This is a genomic window from Flavobacterium sp. AJR, assembly GCF_002156885.1.
In the GTDB taxonomy this organism is placed as follows: domain Bacteria; phylum Bacteroidota; class Bacteroidia; order Flavobacteriales; family Flavobacteriaceae; genus Flavobacterium.
Map to the genome: position 1 here is coordinate 18,467 of NZ_NCWQ01000053.1, position 24,507 is coordinate 42,973.

General features: G+C 34.0%; 13 protein-coding genes. 8 read left to right on the forward strand and 5 right to left on the reverse strand.

Annotated features, from left to right (window positions below; translation table 11 throughout):
• Positions 1-53 precede the first annotated feature (53 nt).
• From B8T70_RS14480 to B8T70_RS14500, 5 genes are all read right to left on the reverse strand, one after another.
• Positions 54-1,562 carry a sodium:solute symporter gene (locus tag B8T70_RS14480; protein ID WP_039111542.1) on the reverse strand — a complete coding sequence of 503 codons (1,509 nt, stop codon included), beginning with the start codon at positions 1,560-1,562 and terminating at the stop codon, positions 54-56.
• Between the two features lie 258 nt (positions 1,563-1,820).
• A complete protein-coding gene (murQ, locus tag B8T70_RS14485; protein WP_086895292.1) occupies positions 1,821-2,648 on the reverse strand; it encodes an N-acetylmuramic acid 6-phosphate etherase in 828 nt (275 codons plus the stop codon).
• 116 nt (positions 2,649-2,764) lie between these two features.
• Positions 2,765-3,964, reverse strand: coding sequence for an exo-beta-N-acetylmuramidase NamZ domain-containing protein (locus B8T70_RS14490; protein WP_165763220.1), 1,200 nt, complete (start codon positions 3,962-3,964; stop codon positions 2,765-2,767).
• Between the two features lie 271 nt (positions 3,965-4,235).
• Complete coding sequence (locus B8T70_RS14495; protein ID WP_086895293.1) at positions 4,236-5,969, reverse strand: RagB/SusD family nutrient uptake outer membrane protein; 1,734 nt, start codon at positions 5,967-5,969, stop codon at positions 4,236-4,238.
• A gap of 24 nt (positions 5,970-5,993) precedes the next feature.
• Positions 5,994-9,287 carry a TonB-dependent receptor gene (locus tag B8T70_RS14500; RefSeq protein WP_039119815.1) on the reverse strand — a complete coding sequence of 1,098 codons (3,294 nt, stop codon included), beginning with the start codon at positions 9,285-9,287 and terminating at the stop codon, positions 5,994-5,996.
• Positions 9,288-9,532: 245 nt separating this feature from the next.
• Between B8T70_RS14500 and B8T70_RS14505 the strand changes: the two genes are divergently transcribed.
• The 8 genes from B8T70_RS14505 (at position 9,533) to B8T70_RS14540 (ending at position 24,286) form a co-directional block, all read left to right on the forward strand.
• Positions 9,533-10,282 carry a DeoR/GlpR family DNA-binding transcription regulator gene (locus B8T70_RS14505; protein ID WP_039119817.1) on the forward strand — a complete coding sequence of 250 codons (750 nt, stop codon included), beginning with the start codon at positions 9,533-9,535 and terminating at the stop codon, positions 10,280-10,282.
• A gap of 135 nt (positions 10,283-10,417) precedes the next feature.
• Positions 10,418-12,343, forward strand: a complete 1,926-nt coding sequence (nagB, locus tag B8T70_RS14510; protein ID WP_086895294.1) for a glucosamine-6-phosphate deaminase — start codon at positions 10,418-10,420, stop codon at positions 12,341-12,343.
• Between the two features lie 178 nt (positions 12,344-12,521).
• Positions 12,522-15,437 (forward strand): FAD-binding and (Fe-S)-binding domain-containing protein, encoded by a 2,916-nt coding sequence (locus tag B8T70_RS14515; protein ID WP_086895295.1) that lies wholly within the window; start codon positions 12,522-12,524, stop codon positions 15,435-15,437.
• Positions 15,438-15,777: 340 nt separating this feature from the next.
• Positions 15,778-16,590 (forward strand): alpha/beta hydrolase family protein, encoded by an 813-nt coding sequence (locus B8T70_RS14520; protein ID WP_086895296.1) that lies wholly within the window; start codon positions 15,778-15,780, stop codon positions 16,588-16,590.
• Between the two features lie 353 nt (positions 16,591-16,943).
• Complete coding sequence (locus B8T70_RS14525; protein ID WP_086895297.1) at positions 16,944-18,782, forward strand: PQQ-binding-like beta-propeller repeat protein; 1,839 nt, start codon at positions 16,944-16,946, stop codon at positions 18,780-18,782.
• Positions 18,783-18,977: 195 nt separating this feature from the next.
• Complete coding sequence (locus tag B8T70_RS14530; protein WP_086895298.1) at positions 18,978-20,450, forward strand: glycoside hydrolase family 10 protein; 1,473 nt, start codon at positions 18,978-18,980, stop codon at positions 20,448-20,450.
• Between the two features lie 21 nt (positions 20,451-20,471).
• Positions 20,472-22,976, forward strand: a complete 2,505-nt coding sequence (locus B8T70_RS14535; protein ID WP_086895299.1) for a beta-N-acetylhexosaminidase — start codon at positions 20,472-20,474, stop codon at positions 22,974-22,976.
• A 5-nt stretch (positions 22,977-22,981) separates the two neighbouring features.
• Positions 22,982-24,286, forward strand: a complete 1,305-nt coding sequence (locus tag B8T70_RS14540) for a serine hydrolase (protein ID WP_086895300.1) — start codon at positions 22,982-22,984, stop codon at positions 24,284-24,286.
• Positions 24,287-24,507 lie beyond the last annotated feature (221 nt).

The following is a 24,507-nucleotide window of genomic DNA, read 5'->3' on the forward strand; positions in this document are numbered from 1 at the left end:
TTATTTAAAAGCGTTCAATTGATTAGTTAATTAGTTTTGTTTTTAAGGTGGTTTTAAAAACTTATTTTTTCGCTACTGCGTGAGCTTGTCAGGAATAATCCTAAGTAAGTTATTAAACCATTTAGCACGATTAATTCATTATCAAATACATATCCTGCAAACAATACTTTTGAATTTTCATTTATTAAATACGTGAAGAAAGGAGATAATAAACAGATAAATGGAACGAGTTTATCATTTACATTTCTTGATTTTTGGAACAATCCAAATGCATATAATCCTAATAATGGACCATAAGTGTAGGATGCGACCTTAAATATCATCCCAACTACTGAACTATCATTGATGGAATTAAAGATGATTATTACGAAGAAAATCAATGCTGAGAAGCTGATATGAACCAAGTGTCTTGTACGTACTGAGTTTTTCTTATTGCTATTTTCGGCTTTGTCCATGCCTAAGAAATCGACACAAAAAGAAGTTGTTAATGCTGTTAATGCTGAATCTGTCGTAGCAAATGTTGCAGCAATAATTCCTAATAAGAATACTATTGCCGGAATTGTTGCTAAATGATTTAAGGCTATTTCTGGGAAAAGTAAATCGGTTCTTGGTTTACCTGTAATTAAATCTGTTGGGATTGCAATTCCGTTTTTGTTAGCATAAATGTATAGTAAAGCTCCAACACTTAAAAAGAAGATATTGATTATAACGAAGATTCCTGTAAAGGTAAACATGTTTTTTTGTGCTTCGCCAATGTTTTTACAGCTCAGGTTTTTTTGCATTAAATCTTGATCAAGTCCTGTCATTGCTATAGTAACAAACATTCCTCCTAATATTTGTTTTATAAAATGGAATTTGCTTCCCAGAAAATCATCAAAGAAAAATATTTTAGAGTAATTACTATTCTTAACTTCTTCAAAAGCACCAATAGCACTTAAATCCATACGATCACAAATAAAATAGATGGTAAGAAAAACTGAGGTAACTAAGAAAAACGTTTGTAAGGTATCTGTAATAATTATCGTTTTTAACCCTCCTCTGTAGGTATAAGAAAAAATAAGAATTAAGGACATTAATACGGTAAAGGCAAACGGAATACCATAAAAATCGAATACAAAACGCTGTAATACAATTACCACTAAGTATAGTCTGAATGCTGAACTAACGGTTCTACTAATCAGGAAAATAGAAGCTGCGGTCTTATAGCTGTAAAACCCCATTCGTTGTTCTATATATCCATAAATAGAGGTTAAGTTCATTCGGTAATAAAGCGGCAATAATAACTTTGTAATTATTATAAACCCGATTGCGTTACCCAATACAAACTGAAAATATTTGAATTGTTCACCACTCGCAGCACCAACTTCTCCAGGAACAGAGATAAAAGTTACTCCAGAAAGAGCCGTTCCTATCATCCCAAAAGCAACTAAATACCATTTTGAGTTTTTATTGGCTGTAAAAAAAGCATCATTTCCATCATCCTTTCGGCTCACTCTATGCGAGATATAGAATAGTGTTCCGAAATAAATGATAATAAGAAGAAGGATAGTACTTGGTGTCATTTTATCTTTTGTGGTTTAGTATTTTATAAATTTACTTGTTGGGCGTAATTAATTTTTAACACATAGAAACATAGATTTTGTAATCTTAAAAAAGGCGTTTGACTTGTTTAAAACACACAGGGTTTGCTATGTGAAAGAAATGTATTTCTCTTTGTATTTTTTTACACATAAAATCTATGTTTCTATGTGTTAAATGAAATTTTCATGAGTTATATCCAACGTGTATAAATCTATAAAAGATTTTGATTAGTTTGGTTATTAAATTTCCAGATCTTTATTTTCTGCCAATAAAACGGCTCTTACGCTTTTGTGTTTTTTTAATAATTCTGAAGCTAGTTTCTCATCAATATGAAGTTCTTCTACAATCATTTCTACACCTCTTTGTACTAGTTTTTTGTTAGACAATTGCATGTCTATCATTTTGTTACCGTAAATTCTTCCTAGTTTAATCATAACAGATGTTGAAATCATGTTTAAGACTAGTTTTTGAGATGTTCCCGCTTTCATTCTTGTACTACCTGTAAGGAATTCTGGCCCTACAATTAGCTCTATAGGATGGTCGGCTTCTTTAGAAATAAGACTTGCGCTATTACAAGAAATACTCCCTGTAATGATATTATTTTCTCTTGCTTTTTTTAATCCACCAATCACATAAGGAGTGTTTCCTGAAGCTGCGATTCCTAAAACGACATCTAAACTCGAAATATCATAGGCAGATAAATCTCTCCAAGCCTGATCAATATCGTCTTCGGCATTTTCTACCGCTTTTCTAATGGCCGAATCACCTCCAGCTATAATACCAATAATCCAATTGTCTGGAACTCCAAAAGTAGGAGGACATTCAGAAGCATCAAGGATCCCGATTCTTCCAGATGTACCTGCGCCGATATAAAATAGTCTTCCGCCAAGTTTCATTTTAGAAACGATAGCATCTACTAATTTCTCAATATTAGGAATTTGTTTTTCGACAATATCGGCTACTTTTTTATCTTCATTATTTATATTGGTAAGCAACTCATTAGTGCTCATTTTATCTAAGTTAGAGTAAAGTGATTCACGTTCTGTATCGGGATTTATTTTTGCCATTTTATTTTGTTTTTAGCTAATTTTTTTAATTTTTTAATTTTGTTTGGAACATATTTTATGATTGGGCATCATAAAAAACAGTCCAGAATTTATTTGACAATAAATAAGGGTATGATTTAATAGATTAGGTATTTTGTGCGCATTTTTTTAAATGCTTCTAAATCCTTTTGCCAGGTCTTTCTAATTTTATCTTCAGAAATTCCGCTTTCAATTTGCTGTTGCAATTTTTTTGTTCCGGCAAGTTTTGTAAAAAAAGGATTGAAGAATTTAGTTTTATCACTAGTGTTTTGGTATGCTTTAATCAACCATTTTAATTCTAAACGTGTTAGTTTAGGATAAGATGTTAAATCCTCACCAAAGCATTCTTTCCCATTATAAAGTGGGTCTTTGGCTCCAGAATTTGGTTTAGGAGTAAAGCTAAAATTAGTTTTTGTTAAAAAAGGAGAACCATAAATCTGGAATTGTTTCTCGGTTCCACGCCCCATACTTACATTAGTTCCTTCAAAAAGACATAAACTGGCGTATAAGTTTATAGATTGATCATTTGGTAAGTTTGGTGATGGTTTTGCAAGCAAGCTATATTCCATTTTTCGGTTATAATCAACACAAGGAATAACGGTTAGCTTACATTGTACTTCATTTTTAAGCCATTTTTCGCCATTAATCATTTGAGCATATTCGCCGATAGTCATCCCGTGAAGCAGTGGGATAGGGTGCATACCCACAAAACTTGTAAATTCTTTTTCTAAAAGTGGCCCATCGACAATACCTCCATTAGGATTTGGTCTGTCAAGAATAATAAGCGGAATCCCATTTTCTGCGCAAGCTTCCATTACATAATGCAAAGAAGATATATAGGTGTAAAAACGTGCTCCAACATCTTGTAAATCGAATATCATTACATCGATTCCTGCTAATTGTGCTGCTTTTGGCTTTTTATTATCTCCGTAAAGAGAAATGATTGATAGTCCGGTTTTTGGATCTTTTCCGTCTACAACATGTTCGCCGGCATCGGCAGTTCCTCTAAACCCATGCTCAGGAGCAAAAATGGTTTGAACAGCAATTTTTTTCTCTAATAAAAAATCTACCAAGTGAGTTTTGTTAGTCAAAATCCCTGTTTGATTTGTAACGATTCCTATTTTTTTATCTTTTAATAATGGTAGGTATTTTTCATAATTATCGGCTCCGGTTTTAATTGCCGGTGCGTTTAATTCCTGAGTGTTGTTTTTTGCAATTGTTTGTAATGAACTGGAATATGATGTTGTGTAAAACATTGATGCTACAATAAGAACACATTTAGCTATGAATTTTATCATTTTAAATTACAGTTTAATAGTTAGAAGGCAGAAATTGACTAAATAAAGTTAGATTATTATTTGATTGATATTCTGTATTTTTTTGATTGTGTTGTGTGGTTTATTGTAGTAGAGTTTATCTGAGTTTTCAGATTAGGGATTTTATTTTCGTCGGTTTATTAATCGATGTCTTCGTTGTACGAAATAATAATTTTAAAATACTACCTCTGGAGTTTTCCATGACCAGAGGTAGTTTATTATTTTGTTAGTATTCAGTTTTTGAGATTCTGAATTACCAACCAGGGTTTTGTTTTAATTCTACCCCTTGAGCTTTATATAAATCAATATCGTTTGTTGGGATATTCATTAAATAATGTTTGGCTTCAAAAGTTCTTGTACTTGCAGGGTATATTTTTATATATCCGTTACCATCTACTACAACTTGTGTTCCTACAGGTGTACCTATTCTTGCTCCAAGATTTACATCTATATTTTTTGAAGTATCAAGGTAATCTCCTTTTTTCCAACGGTAAATATCCATTTGTCTAAGCGTTGTCCAACTCATAAATTCAATTTGACGCTCACGACGTACTTCCCATATAAGAGGGTTAACAGAACCTGAGATTTGCTCTAAAGTTGCCGTTCTTCTTGGATCATTAATTTGTATTCCTCCTGCAGAAGCATTAGTTCCGTCTGTAGTTAAAGGCGCAATTCCTGCACGAGCACGTACTTTATTGATAGACATATCAAGATCAGTATTTGTAGCAGTACCAAGTTCAGCACAAGCTTCAGCATAATTTAAATATACTTCGCTTAAAGTAAATACAGGAGCATCAGTATAATTACGTCCTCCTGTAGTAACATCGGGACCTGTTGTTGCAGGGTTGTTGTATAATTCAAACACATATCCAGACATTGAAACTAACGTAGCTGCACTAAAAGGTTTTCCTTTATAACCATAACTAGTAGGATTTACAGTTTTACCAAAACGAGGATCTCTGTTAGCAAAAGTTTTTGTAATGTCATCATCACCTGTGTATTGGCTGTTTCCTGCTTGTTGTATTGGTAATCCATTTGTAGTTACATAACTATCTGCCGCCCATTTTGTTAAACCATATTGTATAGTTGACGTATTGGTATAGTTTTGAAGAGAATGCATCAATACGTTTGATAAATAACGTTTTGTAAGTATCACCTCTGTATTACCAGCCAATTCAACAGAGTTGTAAAGAGATTTCCAATCTGAGTTTAATTGATAGCCACCATTATTCATCACAGCAAGTGAAGCAGTTTTTGCTTTGTTAAGATAAGCGCTTCCATCTTGACCTAAATGATATTTTCTGTACGTTCCTTCGTAGATACAGATGTTACTTAAAGCAGCGTAAGCGGTATATTTATTTACAGTTGTATTTTTATCATCTACCGGAAGTAACAAGTCTATAGCTTCTTCCATATCTTTAATGGCCTTGTCGATAACTTCTGCTCTTTGCATTGAAGGCGAATATACAGCATCATCATTTTGAGCTAAATATTTATCGGTGTATGGAACATCTCCCATTTTTTGTACTAAACGGAAATAAGTATAGGCTCTGAAAAATTTAGCAACTCCTATGTAATGATTCTTTTTTACCTCGGCCATAGGAACGCCAGGTATTTTTTCTAGCATTAAATTACAACGACGGATCAGTGTGTAATATTCATTCCAGGAATAAAGGTTAGTAGTACTTGCTGTAACTGGCATTTGATAAAAAGTAAAAGCTGATAGGTTATCATCTACTTTAAAATCACTTCCGTGATAATAAAAAGATGAAAGTCCAATTGTTGTACCGTTCCCATAGCCATAAAAAGTATCATAATTAAGCCATGAAAAAGTTTTTACGTTGTCTTCAGATTGCCAGAAGTTCTCGTTTGTAAATTTATCTGCAGGCTCATCAGTCAAGTAGTCCGAACAACCAACGACGCTCATTGCCATTATAGTTGCTGCAAACATCAGCTGTAATTTGGATTTTATATTTGATTTTTTCATTTTAAAAATTTTGAATTGTTAGTATTAGAAAGATAGCTCAACACCAAAAGACCATGTTTTGGTAAAAGGATAAGCTCTTCCCCAGAAGATTTCTGATTCGTCAAGTTCAGGATCTACAGGAAGACGGCTATCTGCCCAAGTCACTAAGTTTTCACCCGAAGCATATATTCTTAATTTTTCTAATCCTGCTTTTTTGATGAATTCTTTTGGTAAAGAATAACCAAGAGTAACATTTTTAAGGCGTAAATAAGACATATTAAGTAAGTATCTTGTTTGAGTTACGAAGTTATTCATACCATTAGTAGCACCACCAAAAGCTGTCGATTCGTTACCATAATAAGGATTTGGCCAGTAAGCTTCAGTATTATCAGGTGTCCAATAGTCAGATTGGTTTGCATACATTTGTTGAGGTGCACGATAGAAAGGTAAAACAGCATCTGAGGCAGCCCAATAATCACGTTTAGCTACCCCTTGGAAGAAACCAGAAATATCAAGTCCATAGAGTTTTCCGCCTAAAGTTACTCCGTATTTGTAACGAGGAGTTGAGTTACCAATTTTACTTAAATCTCCATGATCGTCTGCAGTTCCTGCTCCACGTGATATTACACCATCACCATTTGTATCTACATAATGTACATCACCAGGTCCGTATTTAAAATTACCAAGCATAGTTTTAGAATAATCAACACCATTTACCGTTTTACCATTATTAGTAAACACGTCACTAGATTGTAAAAGTCTATCACTTGTTAAACCCCAGATCTGACCAATTTCGTAACCATCATAATAAGGATATACACCAGGTGAAACTAAGCCTAGTAGTTTAGAAGTATTATTCCATTTTGTAATCACCGATTTAAAATCTGATAAAGCCACATCAACAAATACCGAAGCATTTTCGCTAATATTTTTATTAAAGTTCAAAGACAATTCCCATCCTCTTGTTCTCATGTTTCCTGAGTTTGTTTGAGCAGAAGTTTGACCAAATGAACCTGGAAGCGTAATACCTGGAGCAAGCATTCCTTTTGTATCACGTTGGTACCAGTCAAACGAAGCGCCAAGCATATCAAATATTCTAATATCTATACCTACATCCTTAGTATATACTTTTTCCCAAGTTAATGCTGGGTCAACGTTAGTTGGCAAATCTGTAGAAGGAGGTAATACGGCTCCACCATTTATCCACGAAGGATTTTTAGTTTTCATTATAGATAAGAAAGCATTGTTACCAATGTTTTGGTTTCCAATAGATCCCATAGATGCACGTAATTTAAGGTCGTTTAACCATCCGCGTGTACCTTCCATAAAACTTTCATTAGCAATTTTGTATCCTATAGATGCCGAAGGGAAGAATCCCCATTGTTGGTCTGTAGGGAATTTAGAAGAACCATCATAACGAGCATTTAATTCTAATAAGTAAATTCCGTTATAATCATAATTTACACGACCAAAGAAACCTGCAATAGAATAGCTTGTTACATTTGGATTCAAATCAGTATTTGTAGCTCCAGAAACAAATTGTTCTCCTACAGCAAGGTTAAATTCTGGTTTTGTTTTGTCTAAAAGTGTATTTCTTCTTGCATACGTACGAGAGAAATCTTGCCACTCTGAGTTAAAACCTCCTAAGAATTTTAAATTATGTTTGTTAAATTGCTTTTTATAGTTCGCATAAATATTAACAACATTTGTTCTTGTTTCTGCTTTTGATTGTGCTACAAAATCATTTCCTGCTTCAAGAGTTGCAGGTGTAGCTGTTTGTATTGTTGTAGCGTCGTATGGCATAGATGACCAGCTATCCCAAGCCTGAAATTTACCTCCGTTTTGTTTTCTGGAGTAATAATCAGTAACACTGCTTATCTCAGTAATTATATTAAGATCTTTTATAACTTCGGCTGTAAATTTTGCACTTAACCTGTTATTGTATTGATCATTTTCGTTCATAGACGCATTAGATAAATACCCTCCGGCAGTACGGAAATTATATCCTCTATAGGTTCCGAAGTTTGGAGTATATTGTCCCCAACGAAGTGCATAACCAAAATAACCTCCATATTTTGTATCATCAGTACCAGAACCACCATAATAGTTAAATGGCTGATCGTAAGTACTGCGAATAGTCATTACTTTGAAATCTGCTGTAAGCCAATCCGTTAATTTTGTAGTAAATCCTAAATTGATATTTGTTCTCTTTCTAGTTTCCTGATTTACTCTTAACATACCTTGTTGGTCTGTAATTGCAAACGAAGCAAAGAATGAACTTTTATCTCCCAGATTACCTTGAGCAGAGAAATTATGAGAAGTTTGAAGCGCATCTTTTGCATACATTTCTTTATTAGCATCCCAAACTCTATAGAAATAAGGTGTACCATTTTTAATTTCCCAATCTTCACCATAAACCATTTCATTGCTAGTACGATTGTTTGCGTATTTCTCTTTCCAGGTTTTAATTCCGGCAAGTAAAGTGTTGTAATTTGCTCCAAAAAATTCTGGTGTAGAACCATCAGTACGCGTTCCTGCAGCAATTAGTCCAGGAATTTCGTCTGTAGGGTCTAAGAATTGTAATGTAGAAATCGGGTTGGTAAAAGCAGTGTTTCCGCTATAAGAAAATCTAACTTTTCCTTCTCCTGTTTTTCCTCCTTTTGTTGTAATAAGTACTACCCCAAAAGCGGCACGAGCACCATAGATAGAAGCCGAAGCTGCATCTTTAAGTACTGTCATCGTTGCTACATCATTAGGGTTGATAAGAGATAAATCTGTAGGAACTCCATCAACCAATATTAAAGGATCGTCAGAGCCGTTATCATTTACAGTTCCAGATCCACGTATGTTTATTTTTGCCATACGATTAATATTTCCTGAGTTAAAACTAACATTTACACCAGGTGTAGTACCCTGTAATGCCTTGCTTATATCAGTTAAAGGTCTGCTGCCAATAGTTTTAGCAACATCTATAGACGCAACAGCACCAGTTACGTTGGTTTTTTTCTGAGAAGAAAACCCTACGACAACTACTTCGTCTAATTTTGAAGCGGTTTCAGAAAGATCAACATTAACCTTTTGTTGTCCCTCTATTTTTACCACCTTAGTTTCAAAACCCATGTAGCTAAAGCTAAGGCTTTCTCCTGGTGATATTGCGATACTGTAGTTACCATCAAAATCAGTAGAGCTACCTTTTGCAGTTCCCTGAATAAGGACACTCACTCCAGGAATAGGAATCCCATCCGCTTTGTTTTTTACAGTTCCGGTTATTGTTTTTGTTTGCCCAAATGTTACTTGAATGAACAAAACCAACAATGAAATAAGGAATAATTTTTTCATGATAATTTGGTTTTTTTAATGGTTGTTGAGCAAATATATTTATTTATTGCATATAAATGCGGTATTTTATATTTATTTTCAAAAATTAACTAAAATAACGCAAAACAATGCAGTTTTTACGTAGTAATACCCTATAAGGTCTATAGGAGAATCAAAATATGCAAACTATTGCATATACTAAGGAGTCCTCAGCTTTTGAATTGAATTATTTGATATATTTGCCCTGAATTTTTAATTTTTAAAAAATGCTGAAAGCCGAAAGACATAAATACATAATGACTAAACTCCTTGAAGAACAAAAGGTTGTTACGACGGATTTGGCTTTAGCTCTAGATCTGTCAGAAGACACTATAAGGAGAGATTTGAATGAATTAGACAGTAAGAATCTTCTTGAGAAAGTTTATGGAGGTGCTATACAGCCTACAGAAAAATCTGTTGATGTTTTTGATATTGTCATATCGGCAGAAGAAGAAAAGAAAAAAATTGTCACAAAAGCGTTGTCATTATTGCATGATGGACAGGTCATTATAATGAGCGGAGGTAGCACCAATCTTGTGTTTGCGAAGCTAATCCCTTCCGATTTAAAGGCTACAATCTATACTTATAGCTTACCAATAGCGATGCAATTATCACAGCATCCTAATATAGATTTAATATTTATAGGTGGAAAAATGCAAAAAAACGCAATGGTTACTATTGGCATGGATGTAATCCAGGTTTTGTCTAAGATTAAAGCCGATATCTGTTTTATTGGAGCCAGTAGTATTAATGTAAAACAAGGATTAACAGAGATAGGGTATGAAGTGTCTATTGTTAAAAAAGCAATGATAGAGTCTTCTGACAGAGTAGTTTCGATGTTTTCTTCGAATAAATTAAATACTAAAATGCCTCATGTTGTTTGCGAACTTAGCCAGCTCGATACTATTGTTACAAACCTTGATCCAGAAGATCCAACGCTGGAAGAATATAGAAAATCAGGGGTTTTTGTGTTGTAATTTGAGATTCAATCAGTAATTTCTGCGTTATTTTACGGTATTTTAATTTAATTTTGTTAAATAACGCAAAATAATGTATTCGTTTTGTTTTTTGTATATATTTGTTAAACTAATTTTTTAACTAAGAGATATATTATGAAAACCAATACTTCTTTGGCTTACGACATACCTGGCAAATTTGAAGAAACCCGATTTGAGAAAAATCATAATGTGATTTTTGACAATTCAATTGTAGGTTCAAAAGCAGTTGCTCAGGAAATAGCCGAATTAATACGTTCAAAACAAGCCAAGAATAAAACTTGTGTACTTGGTCTGGCAACAGGCTCATCCCCTATAAAAGTATACGAAGAGTTAGTTCGAATGCACAAAGAAGAGGGTCTTAGTTTTTACAATGTAGTTACTTTTAATCTGGATGAATATTATCCAATGACTAAAGAGAACCGTCAGAGCTATCATTATTTTATGCATCAGTATCTGTTTAACCACATAGATATTAAACCAGAAAATGTAAATGTTCCAGACGGAACAGTTGTTTTAGAAGAACTTAATCAATATTGTGTTGATTATGAAATGAAAATAAAAGAAGCCGGAGGGCTTGATTTTCAGCTTCTGGGAATTGGTCGTACAGGACACGTAGGATTTAATGAGCCAGGATCACACATTAATTCAGGAACCAGAATTATAACCCTAGATCATATTACCAGAGTCGATGCTTCATCAGACTTTAATGGTATCGATAATGTTCCTAAAAGAGCAATCACAATGGGAGTTTCTACGATTCTTAGATCTAAAAGAATTGTTTTGATGGCTTGGGGACAAAATAAAGCCGAAATTATTAAGAGAACTATTCAAGGAGATATAAGCTCAGAAGTTCCTGCTACATTCTTGCAAAATCATTCTAATGCTACTTTTGTATTAGATAAATCTTCAGCATCTGCATTAACACGATTTGAAACCCCTTGGTTAGTAGGCGGATGTACCTGGACACAAGAATTAAAAAGTAAAGCAATCGTTTGGCTTTGTAGAGAAACCAAACAATCTATATTAAAACTTACCGACAGAGATTATAATAATAATGGTATGTCAGATCTTTTGGCACAAGAAGGTTCTGCTTACGATTTGAATATTAATATGTTCAATGTTTTGCAGCATACTATCACGGGTTGGCCAGGAGGTAAACCAAATACAGATGATTCACATCGCCCAGAGAGAGCCAATCCGGCTAAGAAAAGAGTAATCCTTTTTAGTCCACATCCAGATGATGATGTTATCTCGATGGGAGGAACATTTTCTAAATTAATAAAACAAGGACATGATGTACATGTAGTATATCAAACTTCCGGAAATATTGCTGTTACAGATGATGAGGCATTAAAGTTTGCCGAAGTATGTAGCGATTTTGTTGGAAAAGAGATCGAAGGAGTTAATTTTTCATCAGTTATTAATTTTCTAAATAATAAGACAGAAAATCAAATTGATTCTTTGGAAGTTCGAAAATTAAAAGGACTTATAAGAAGGCGTGAGTCGTATGCAGCCACAAGATATATTGGTTTAAAAGATGAAAACACTCATTTCCTTGATCTTCCTTTTTATGAAACAGGTCAAGTAAAGAAAAATCCGTTAGGTACTGAAGATATTGCTATCGTTAAGGATATTATTGCCAAAATAAAACCACATCAAGTATTTGCAGCAGGAGATTTAGCAGACCCACACGGGACGCACGAAGTATGTTTGAATGCGATATTTGCAGCAATGAAAGAATTAAAGTCAGAACTTTATATGAATGATTGCTGGTTATGGTTATATAGAGGAGCTTGGCATGAATGGGATATTCACGAAATAGATATGGCAGTACCCTTAAGCCCATCAGAAGTATTATTGAAACGTCATGCAATTTTATACCACCAATCTCAGAAAGACAGAGTAATGTTTCAAGGGAATGACTCAAGAGAATTCTGGGTTAGAGCCGAAGATCGTAATAAAAACACAGCCATTTTATATGATGAATTAGGACTTGCCGAATACGAAGCAATCGAAGCTTTTAAACGTTTTGATTACTAATAATTTGTGTTAGTTTAATAAATTATAATATAGATTTCCAACAAATGATTATAATCCTGCAAGATTTTGTACCGCAGACCTGACGTTTTTTAAAAGAAGTTAGGTCTAATCTTGCTAACTTGCAAAGTGAAAAAACACTTTGAAATACAATAATAAAATAATAGCAATATCATATTAAATGTCTGATACTCTTCAATTACAGCAATTATCCGATTCATTAGAAGGAACTCTTTTTTATGACGAGCTTCATAAAAAATTATATGCCACTGATGCATCTGCTTATAGAATTATACCACAAGCAGTAGCAGTTCCAAAAACAGAAGAAGATATTGTTAAAATTATTCGCTTTGCAGCAAAAAATAAAATTTCAATAACGCCCAGAACGGCAGGAACTTCTTTGGCAGGGCAAACGGTAGGAAACGGAATAATTGTAGATGTATCGAAACATTTTACTAAGATTGTTGCTTTTGATGCTGCTAAGAAAACCATAACAGTTCAGCCCGGAGTAATTCGCGATGAACTGAATTTGTATTTAAAACAACACGGATTATTTTTCGGACCTAATACTTCGACCACAAATCGATGTATGATTGGCGGAATGGTAGGAAATAATTCATCGGGAACAACATCAATACGTTATGGAGTAACCCGTGATAAAATAGTTGAAATAAAAGCTGTTTTAAGCGACGGAAGCATTGTTGTATTTAAGGAAATGACTTCGGAGGAATTTATAGAAAAGACAAAAGGAGATTCGCTGGAAAGTAAAATCTACAAAGCGATTTATGAAGAACTTTCGAATAAAGAAAACCAGGAAGAAATTGTAAAAGAATTTCCAAAACCTGAAATTCATAGAAGAAATACAGGATATGCCATTGATTTATTATTAAAATCAGACTTGTTTTCGGGTACAGAAAACACAATAAATCTAGGAAAGTTACTTTGCGGAAGTGAAGGAACTCTGGCATTTACCACAGAAATCACACTGAAAGTAGATGATTTACCACCAACAAATAATGTTATGGTTGTGGCACATTTCCATACCATTCAGGAAAGTTTAGAGGCCGTAGTTACTGCAATGAAACATCATTTGTACACTTGCGAAATGATGGATGATACAATATTAGATTGTACTAAAACCAATAGGGAACAAGCTAAAAACAGGTTTTTTATCGTGGGAGAACCAAAGGCAGTTATTATGCTCGAAGTAGGATCACACGATAGTATGGAAGATGCCGAACGACAAGCAGATGCTTTAATTAAAGATCTTGAAGAAAATAATTTTGGGTATGCTTTGCCTAAAATTTATGGAACCGATATTGATAAAATAAATGACTTACGAAAAGCAGGACTTGGACTTTTAGGAAGTATTGTTGGTGATGATAAAGCTGCCGATTCTATAGAAGATACAGCGGTTGAACTAAGTGATTTGCCTAATTATATAGCCGATTTTTCTGCTATGATGGAAAGACATGGGCAAAGTGCTATTTATTACGCACATGCAGGAGCGGGAGAAATACACTTGCGTCCCGTTTTAAATTTAAAAACAAAAGAAGGATTACACCAATTTAGAAACATTGCTACCGAAGTGGCTGTTTTGGTAAAAAAATATAGAGGTTCGCTAAGTGGAGAACACGGTGACGGAATTGTTCGTGGGGAGTTTTTGCCATTTATGATAGGCGAAAAGAATTACGAATTATTAAAAAGAATTAAAAGTGCTTTTGATCCACATACAATTCTGAATGTTGGAAAAATTGTGAACGCTTTTAAAATGGACGAAAACCTGCGGGTAGAATCAGGAAGAGTAGAACCAGATATTAAAACAATTCAGGATTTCTCGGACAGTATGGGGATTTTGCGTGCAGCCGAGAAATGTAACGGTTCAGGCGATTGCAGAAAGTTACCTTCGGCAGGAGGAACTTTATGCCCTAGTTATCGAGCTACGAGAAATGAAAAAGATACGACTCGCGCCAGAGCCAACGCACTGAGAGAATATTTAACCCATTCAGAGAAAGACAATAAATTTGACCACGAAGAATTATATAAAGTATTTGAGTTGTGTGTGAGCTGTAAAGCCTGCGCAAGCGAATGCCCAAGCAATGTAGATGTAGCGACTTTAAAATCGGAGTTTTTATATCAATACCAAAAAGCAAACGGATTTTCTGTTCGCAATAAAATATTTGCTTTCAATTCTAAACTTAACAAACTAGGAAGTATAGCACCTTCCATGACAAATTTTGTTGCCAATTTGGGCTTGGTTAAAAAAAGTATGGGAATTGCTTCTCAAAGACAAGTTCCATTATTAGCACCAACAACTTTTAGAAAGTGGTACGAAAAAAATAAAAAATCAACAGTAAATAGTCCTTTTGCAAATGGAGCAGTCTATCTTTTTTGTGATGAGTTTACCAATTATTATGATGTTCCAGTTGGGATAGATGCCTATGAATTGCTGACAGGATTAGGCTATGAAGTAATAATTGTGGACCACGAAGAAAGCGGAAGAGCATTTATATCTAAAGGATTCTTGGAAGAAGCACAAGAAATCGCTAATAAAAACGTAGGTATTTTTAAAGATTTAATTTCAGAAAATATACCCCTTATAGGAATCGAACCATCTGCTATTTTAACTTTTAGAGATGAATACATTCGATTGGCAAAAGACAAAGAAAGTGCCGAGAAATTATCGAAAAATACATTTACAGTCGAAGAGTTCTTTAAGAGAGAAATAACAGCAGGAAAAATTCATTCTGGACAATTTTCGAATGTAGAGAAAACAATAAAAATTCACGGACACTGTCATCAAAAATCATTAAGTACTGTCGAAGCTTCTTTTGCAATGCTCAATGTGCCTAAAAATAGTTCGGTTACCATTTATAATTCAGGTTGTTGTGGTATGGCAGGTTCATTTGGATATGAAAAAGAGCATTACGAAATCAGTATGCAAATGGGTGAGGATACTTTGTTCCCAAAAATTCGTTCAACCGAAGCAACAACTGCAATTGCAGCTGCAGGAACGAGTTGCCGTCACCAGATTTTTGACGGAACCAATAGAAAAGCAATGCACCCAGTGACGATTTTGAGGGATTGTTTGAAGTAAATTTCTCGAATCTAAATTTTATATTTTTTGAGTTTTATTAAAGAAATAAAATTGTAACAAAAAAAGTTAACCATGTAAGTGATGTAAGAAAATATAAGCATGACTAATCAGCATAAAACTTAAATGGACTTATATCACTTACATGGTTAAAATAGTTTTATTTAATTGTGAGTTACCTTTTAGCTCAAGCTTTAAAGTCAGTGAAATAAGAACTTAAAAGAAAGAAAGTTAATCATTTAACCCGTTATATTTTTTTGTCAAAATGTATCAGAAATAAAAAATCTCATACATTTTGAAGAAAAGTTATTGCCTCTTTTTAACCAAAAGAAACCATAATTCTATGAAAAAAACAATCTACACATTACTCTTAGTATTTCTATTTTTTTCTGCCAAAGCAGCTAAGATTGACACGATACAAGTGTTTAGCGCTTCGATGAATAAAAACATAAAGACGTGTGTAATAGTTCCTGATAATTATAAAAAAAGCAAGAAAAAATTCCCCGTAGTTTATCTGCTTCATGGGTATAGCGGAAATTATGCAACTTGGGTAAAAAGTTTTAAAAACGTTGGAGAACAGGTTGATAAATATGGTTTTATAGCAATTGGTGTTGATGGGAATTATTCAAGCTGGTATTTTGATAGTCCAATAGATTCCACTTTAAAATATGAAACTTATGTTGTAAATGAGTTAGTTCCCTTTATAGATAAAAATTACAAAACGATTGCAAGTCGTGAAGGCAGAGCTATATCAGGTCTTAGTATGGGCGGACATGGAGCATTGTATCTCTCGTTTAAACATCAGGATGTTTTTGGAGCAGCTGGGAGTATGAGTGGAGGAGTAGATTTTCGTCCGTTTCCTGAAAAGTGGGATATAAAAAAACGTTTAGGTTCTATAACTGAATTCCCTGAAAATTGGGAGAAAAACACAGTAGTAAATATGCTTGGATTAGTAGAAAACAACAATCTAAAGCTTATTATCGATTGTGGAGTAGATGATTTTTTTATTGATGTAAACAGAGAACTTCACACGAAGATGCTCGGTCTAAAAATAAATCATGATTATATAGAACGTCCAGGAAAACATAATATTGAATATTGGGAGAATTCCTTAAAATTTCAATTGCTGTTTTTCTATAATTTTTTTAATAATTGAGAGAGGTTCAAAGGGACAGAGGTTCAAAGGTTCAAAGGTTTTCTGTAGAGACGCACCGCAGTACGTCTAACACAACGATTGCACATAATATAGGAACATACCGTAGTGCATATAAGACAATATTAATCTGTTGAGTGTATTATGGAAATTTAATTTAACACATAGAAACATAGATTTTATGTGTAAAAAAGAATATAAAAAGAAATACATTTCTTTCACATAGCTAGCTATGTGCATTTAAAATAAGTGAAACGCCTTTTATGAGAGTCAAAAGTCTATGTTTCTATGTGTTAAAATAATTAAAACCAACAGATTAAGATAATAATTACAACCAATAGATTTATAATTGTTTTATGAAACATTCATTTTCCATAATATTATTGATTTTTATAATTGCATCAGGGTTTTCTCAAAAGGCAGAAAAATCAGGAAATATCAAGTTTGTGCAACTTACAGATTTGCATGTTTCTGTGGGAAACGAAAATGATTTTTTGTTGCAAGATATTATAAAAGAAATCAATAATTCGGATAATGAATTTGTTGTAGTAACAGGAGATTTAACGAATCGTGGAGCAGATGATGAACTAAAACAAGTGCATTCTATTCTGGCTAAATTGAAAATTCCGTATTATGTAATCTCAGGAAATCACGAAACTAATTGGAGTGAAAGCGCAGGTTTGACTTATAAAAAAATATGGGGTAACGATCGATTTGTTTTTTCAAAAGGCGACTATCTTTTTATCGGATTTCCGTGTGGACCTTATATGAAAATGGGTGATGGTTTTGTAAAGCATGAAGACGTTCTTTGGCTTGACCAAACATTAAAAGACAGTCTTAAAAATAGCAATAAAAAAGTATTGAACTTTGCGCATTATCCATTAGATAATAGTGTGAGTAATTATAAAGAAGTACTTTCTGTTTTAGAAAAATACCCTACAGTTGTTAGTTTTTGTGGTCACGGACACACCTTAAAAAAATATGATTTCTCTGGTCTAAGCGGTATTATGGGAGCATCGATTACCTCTCGCGATGGAAAAACCAGAAGCTATAACGAGGTTGTAATCAGTAATGATAGCATTAGTGTTTATCAGAAAATGATAGACAAACCAGGTATTTTTAATTTCTCAGTTCCAACAAAACCTTCAAAAATTGAAATTCCAAAAGATAATCTAGAAACTAATTTTCCTCCATTTGTAAAAGACATTGCATCAATTTATAGTGTTCCTTGTTTTGATAAAAGAAGCCTCTATTTTACCAATTCTATTGGCGAGATACAATCGGTTAATTTGAAAAACAAAACGCTGAATTGGAAAACAGAAACAGGAAATGCTATTTATTTCTCCCCAATTATTGTAAAAAACAATCTTGTTATTGGCACGATAGAAGGAAATCTGTTAGGATTTAATACAGAATCAGGCAAACAAAAATGGAAGATTCCTGTAGGTGGAGTTTTGGTAGGTTCGCCAATTGTCGAAAATAATAAAATTTATACAGCAAGCTCTACAGCGTTTATATGCATTGATGCCGTTAGTGGACAGGTAATCTGGAAGAATAATTTACCACAATCGTATTCGCAAGGAACTCCATTGATACAAGGGGATAAAATTATTTTTGGTTCGTGGGATGCCAATGTTTATTGCTTAAATAAAAACACAGGATCACTTATTTGGCGATGGAATAATGGCAATATAAATCAGCTTTTGTATTCGGCTGGAAATGTAAATGTAGTGTCGTCAAAAAGCAGACTTTACTTTGTTACACCAGAACGTTTTTTGACTATTCTGGATATCGAAACAGGTAAAACTCTTTTAAGAACCTCTAAGTGGAAAGTCAGAGAATCGATGGGAAAAAGTCAAGACGGAAAATGGTTTTATGCAAAAACAATGAATGGAGAATTGTTAAGATTACCATTAAGCGATAATCTAGAATTAACCGAAGAAAATTTGATTAGTCAAAGTAAGATTTTAGATTTAAAACTAGGGTACGAACATAATCCAGCGCCAATAGTAGAAAACAATAATAAAATATATATAGGAAGCCGAAAAGGAGAAGTCGTTATTGTTGATGCAGAGAAATTTGAGATTATAAAACAAATCAATTTAGGAAGCTCGAGCGTAAACGGATTTTCAGTTGATGATCAGGGAAAAGTTTGGACATCACTTATAGAAGGTGGAGTTTATTTGTTAGAGTAAGTTTATGTTGTAAAGGTTTTCGCCTCGAATTACATAAATTGAATCTGCTAAATCTGCCAAATCTGCGAGAGAAACAATAAAAGATTATATAGATTAAATGAAAACTTTGCGAACCTTGCGTAAATCTTTGTGAGCTTTGCGTTTAAAGTTTCAACACGAATACAAAACCAAAATAACTAACCAAAAATAGAATTTATGAAAATCTTAAAAATTTTAATTCTAGTGCTGTTGTTTCAAGCCAATCTTTTTGGACAGCAACCAGCAAAAAGAGAAATGCGGGCAGCTTGGATTTCTACTGTAGATAATATCGATTGGCCTTCAAAACCAGGTTTATCAGACAAAGTGATGAAAGCCGAAATGATAACAATTCTGGATAATTTACGGTCGTATAATCTGAATACCGTAATCTTTCAAATTCGCCCTACGGCAGATGCCTATTACAAATCGACCAAAGAACCTGCATCACATTGGATAACCGGAACTCAGGGCGTTGCTCCCGGTTTTGACCCATTGCAATTAATGATTGACGAAGCGGGAAAAAGAGGAATGAGTGTACATGTCTGGCTAAATCCGTATCGTGTACAAAAAGATACGGCTAAGAATGTGCTAGCAAAAACGCATTTATATTTTAAGAAACCAGAGCTATTCCTTACTTACGGAAATACGAGATATTTTAATCCGGGTTACAAAGAGACCAGAGATTTTGTTGCTTCTGTGGTGGGCGAAATAGTTCGAAATTATGATATTCAGGCGATACACATGGACGATTATTTTTATCCATATAGAATTGCTGGACAAGAATTTCATGATCAGGTTGCATTTGCCAAAGAGCCTCGACAGTTTAAAGACAAAGACGATTGGAGAAGGGATAATGTCGATTTGATAATCAAACAAATACGAGATACTATAATTGCAAATAAACCAGAGGTCGAATTCGGAATTTCACCTTTTGGAGTATGGCGAAATATTGCCAAAGATTCAGAAGGGTCCCACACTATGGCGGGAGCTACAAATTATGATGATTTGTATGCCAATGTTTTAAAATGGCAAAAAGAAAACTGGATAGATTATGTAACACCTCAAATATACTGGCACATTGGTTTTGACAGAGCTAATTTTGAAGTTTTGGCAAAATGGTGGGCAAAACATAAATACGGGGCAAATGTATATGTAGGTCACGGAGTTTATAAGCTTTCGAAAACAGCAAACGAAGTAGAGTGGAGAAGTCCAGACCAGATTGTGAAGCAAATAGAAATGGTTCGGTCTCTGCCTTTACTAGATGGTTCCATGTATTTTACAGCAAATAATTTTCTAAAAAAAGGAGATACGCTTAGAAAACCGATTATCGAAAAACAATATAAATATATCGCGTTAACACCCGAAGCAAACAGAATTACAAGAATAACACCACAGCCGCCAATAAACGCTACGATTGCTAAAAGCGGAGATAAAGGACTGCTTACCTGGAAAGCTGGATTGAACAATAAAAAATATGTGATATATAGATTTGCTAAAGGAAAAATAACCGATTTCTCTAATCCTGAGAATATTTACTATGTAACCACAGCCACAAAATTAGAAGTGTCAAATGCTAATTTTGAAAAATATATTTATGCCATTACCGCTTTGAGTACCACACAAACGGAAAGTATTCCAATACAATTTTAACAAAACAAAAAACCAGAAAAGATGAAAAAAAGTATGCTACTAATCGCAGTTTTCCTGAGTTCCCTGAATGTATTACAGGCTCAGAAACTCGATATAATTCCGCAACCAGTAAAAACAGAACAGAAAGAAGGAACATTTGTAATTCCTTCATCAGTACAAATTGTTGTAGACAAAAAGTTGCAAAAAAGTGCCCATTATATAGGGAGTGATTTTTTTGCAACTACAGGAATTAAACCGATTGTTTCTATTGGAAAAGGAAATAAAAAAGATGGAATATCATTTTTAGTAGATGAAAAATTAAATCTTCCTAATGATGGTTACGAATTGAGCGTAACTAAAAAAGGAGTGGTTATAAAAGGAAAATCTTCAAACGGAGTCTTAAACGGACTTCAAAGCTTATTACAAATTTGCACTGCCAAAGAGGTGAAAAAAGGAACAATTCCGTTTGTGAAAATAGAAGATTATCCTCGTTTTGAATGGCGCGGAATGATGCTTGATTGTTCAAGACAGTTTTTTGATAAGCAAACGGTTAAGAATTATATCGACTGGTTAGCAGCACACAAGATGAATGTTTTTCATTGGCATCTTACCGATGATAACGGTTGGAGAGCCGAGATTAAATCAATGCCAGATTTAACCTTAAAAGGAGCCTGGAGAGGACCAGGAGAAGTATTGTTGCCATCTTATGGTTCAGGAAACAAACGTTACGGCGGTTATTATACCCAAGCTGATATGAAAGAAGTTGTGGCTTATGCAGCAGCACGTGGAATCTCAATCATGCCTGAAATCGAAATTCCGGGACATTCTCGTGCTGTAACGGCAGCATATCCAGAAATAGGATGTGTTACGACTCAGGAAACAAAAAGTGTTCAGGGAGAAGTAAAAAATGTATGGTGTGTGGGGCGTGAAGAAAACTATCAAATTTTAGATTCTATAATTAGAGAAGTTTCAGAAATGTTTCCTTTTGAATATATTCATGTTGCAGGAGATGAGGTAAATAGAGCCAATTGGGAACATTGCCCAAAATGTAAAGCGCTGATGGAAAAAGAAGGTTACACAGATACTTTCCAACTTCAGAATTATTTCTTTAGACGTGTAGAAAAAATCGTAGAAAAATACAATAAAAAAACAGCCGGCTGGAATGAAATTTTAAAAGGAGGAGAGATAAATCCAAACACTTTAATTAGTGCTTGGCAGGGAATAAGCTACGGAATTGAATCGGCTAAAAAAGGATATGAAACTGTTATGATGCCAGGGCAATTTACTTATTTTGACATGGCACAGTCCGAAAATGAGCGTGGTCATCGTTGGGCAGCTATTACAGATACAAAAAGAGCTTATTCGTTTGAGCCAATTCCAGACAACGATTTAACACCCGAACAACAAAAATTGATAAAAGGAGTTCAAGGTGCTTTGTGGAGTGAATATCTTGATCGTCCGACACGATTTGTAGAATACCAAAGTTACCCAAGAATTAGTGCTTTGTCGGAGATTGGATGGTCTAAAAAAGAAGATAAAAATTGGGATAATTTTTATGGAAGACTTACCAATAGTCATTTGCAACGTTTGGCTAATATGGGAATTGCTTTTAGAGATTTTCCGCCAACGGCAATTTACAAAAGCGGAACGATTACAGTAACACCACCTTATGAAGGAGCTGTTGTACGTTATGATGCGCAAGGAAACGAGCCTACGAGACAGTCCCCTTTATATACTGGACCAATCCAGACTAAGAATTACGAGCAATACCTGTTCCGTACCTTCTTTAATGAAGATTCAGCAAGTCCTGCGGTAAAAGTTGAGAAATTACCAGTTGCAAATTGGAATACATCAAAAGTTGAGGTTTTAAATATTTCAGAGAATATTACGGAGCATGTTGATAAAAGCGGGATTTGGTATCTAACTTTTAATCCAACTGCAGATGAGGCTAGTAATGGAGTTATTAAATCGGTTTCACTTTATGAAAATGATAAATTAATCCAAACTTATTCAGAAGAAAAAACGCTGAAATCCAAACCTCGTTTGCGATTTGTGATTGATAATTATAATGATAAAAACACTTATCGTTTAGATTTTACTGTAGATAATAAAGAGGCTACAGCATCTTCGGCTAAGGTAAAATTCAATTGTTCACCTTATCTGGAACCAGAGGTAAAAGTGACCTCATCAATGGCTGAAAATCCTAAATTCCCAATTTCAAGATTAGAAGATTATAATGAAGAGACTTATTTGCGTACCGATGTTCCGTGTGTAAGTGGTGACTGGATTTTATACACTTTTACCAATCCTGTTGTTTCTTCAAAAATTGATGTGCTGACAGGAATTCCACATCACCCAAGATTTATTGTAAATGATGGTTATGTAGAATATTCGTATAACGGAATTGATTTTGAAAAAGGAGATATTTTTGATTATGGGAATGCTTCCATCTACCCAAAGAAACCTGTAAAAGCAGTTAGAATAATGATCACAGGAACCAACAACGAGCCTCTTATGGCAGGTCAGGACTTGAGAGTTAATCCATAAAGAACATGAAGAAAATAGGAGTTAAAATTGTACTTGTTTTTTTGATACTTCTAGAGATTAGTTGCCATTCTCTAAAAAGTTCAATAAAATCTTTCGATACAAAGCAAAATGAAGTTTACATCGATTCGATGATGAATAATGCGCTCGAAAAAGGATTTTTCCCTGGAGCACAAATTATTGTAGGTAGCAAAGATTCTGTTTTCATTTTGAAAAATTATGGATATCACGATTATTCAAAAAAAGAGTTAGTAAAAACAGGCGACGTGTACGATTTAGCTTCTATGTCTAAAGTTTTGGGAGCTACGCTCGTTGCAATGCGTTTGGTTGGAGAAAACAGAATGAATTTAGATGATAAGTTGGGAGAAGTAGTTCCTATGTATAAAAACACGGCTATTGCCGATTTAACCCTTTTTGAGTTACTTACGCATACATCAGGACTAACGCCTAGTATTACTTTTTATCAAAGTTTGCTGTCTACACCAGATGGATCTCCTTTGTTAAGCAAAGAAAAGTCTGAGAACTATCCTGATTTATTCGATAATATGTATGTAAACAAGAATATTGTTTATGATGCAAATTATCTCTCTTTTGAACCTAAAGAGAATTATGTACAAGTCTATAAAAATATGTGGATAAATCCAGAGTTTTATAAAACGGTTTATGCAAAAATTGCTGTTGCCAATACCAATCCTCGTGGTAAGTATTTGTACAGCGATTTAAACCTGATCCTTGTGCAACAAATGATGGAGACAAATACAGGTAAAAAATTAGATCAACTGGCGAATAAAATTTATGCTGAATTAGGAATCTCAAAAATTGGATATAATCCTTTAAAATGGACTTCGGAGCAAAATGTAATGCCAACCGAAATTGATAATTTTTTCAGAAAAGATACCATCAAAGGATATGTTCACGATGAAGCTGCGGCTATTTTAGGTGGAGTTTCCGGGAATGCAGGTTTGTTTGCCAATGCACAATCGATCTCGGTAATTTGCCAGATGTTGCTTAACAATGGGAAGTATCAAGGAAAGCAAATTCTAAAAGCAAAGGAGGTTACCACATTTACAAACTCACCACTCGCCAAAGAAGGAATTTATCGCGGACTTGGTTTTGATAAACGAAAACCTGATGCATTTTATAATAAAAATGATTTTGGACATACAGGCTTCACAGGAACATTTTTCTTTTTGAATCCCGATAATAATAGGTTCCTAATTATTCTTACCAATCGTGTAAACCCTACAAGAACTAATAGATTAATGTATAAAGATGATTTTTGCCCGAAGATTTGGAAACAAATAAATAATTAAAAAAAGTTAGTCACAGATTAAAAATGATTTTTGTTTTGTTGACGCTAAGTTTTTCACGCAGATTTTACAGATTTAAGCAGATCAACACAGATTATAAAATTTAAATTAAATCTGCCAGAATCTGTAAAATCTGCGTGAAACAATTTATTATAATGTAAATCTCCTAAATCTGCAGAATCTGCGAGAAACAAAAATTAGTGGCAAAATACAATCTGTGTTAA

Bases quoted from the DNA above. Each gene is read 5' to 3' on its own strand.
- B8T70_RS14480 (WP_039111542.1), bottom strand. From the start codon at position 1,562: ATGACACCAAGTACTATCCTTCTTCTTATTATCATTTATTTCGGAACA.
- murQ (WP_086895292.1), bottom strand. From the start codon at position 2,648: ATGGCAAAAATAAATCCCGATACAGAACGTGAATCACTTTACTCTAAC.
- B8T70_RS14490 (WP_165763220.1), bottom strand. From the start codon at position 3,964: ATGATAAAATTCATAGCTAAATGTGTTCTTATTGTAGCATCAATGTTT.
- B8T70_RS14495 (WP_086895293.1), bottom strand. From the start codon at position 5,969: ATGAAAAAATCAAATATAAAATCCAAATTACAGCTGATGTTTGCAGCA.
- B8T70_RS14500 (WP_039119815.1), bottom strand. From the start codon at position 9,287: ATGAAAAAATTATTCCTTATTTCATTGTTGGTTTTGTTCATTCAAGTA.
- B8T70_RS14505 (WP_039119817.1), top strand. From the start codon at position 9,533: ATGCTGAAAGCCGAAAGACATAAATACATAATGACTAAACTCCTTGAA.
- nagB (WP_086895294.1), top strand. From the start codon at position 10,418: ATGAAAACCAATACTTCTTTGGCTTACGACATACCTGGCAAATTTGAA.
- B8T70_RS14515 (WP_086895295.1), top strand. From the start codon at position 12,522: ATGTCTGATACTCTTCAATTACAGCAATTATCCGATTCATTAGAAGGA.
- B8T70_RS14520 (WP_086895296.1), top strand. From the start codon at position 15,778: ATGAAAAAAACAATCTACACATTACTCTTAGTATTTCTATTTTTTTCT.
- B8T70_RS14525 (WP_086895297.1), top strand. From the start codon at position 16,944: ATGAAACATTCATTTTCCATAATATTATTGATTTTTATAATTGCATCA.
- B8T70_RS14530 (WP_086895298.1), top strand. From the start codon at position 18,978: ATGAAAATCTTAAAAATTTTAATTCTAGTGCTGTTGTTTCAAGCCAAT.
- B8T70_RS14535 (WP_086895299.1), top strand. From the start codon at position 20,472: ATGAAAAAAAGTATGCTACTAATCGCAGTTTTCCTGAGTTCCCTGAAT.
- B8T70_RS14540 (WP_086895300.1), top strand. From the start codon at position 22,982: ATGAAGAAAATAGGAGTTAAAATTGTACTTGTTTTTTTGATACTTCTA.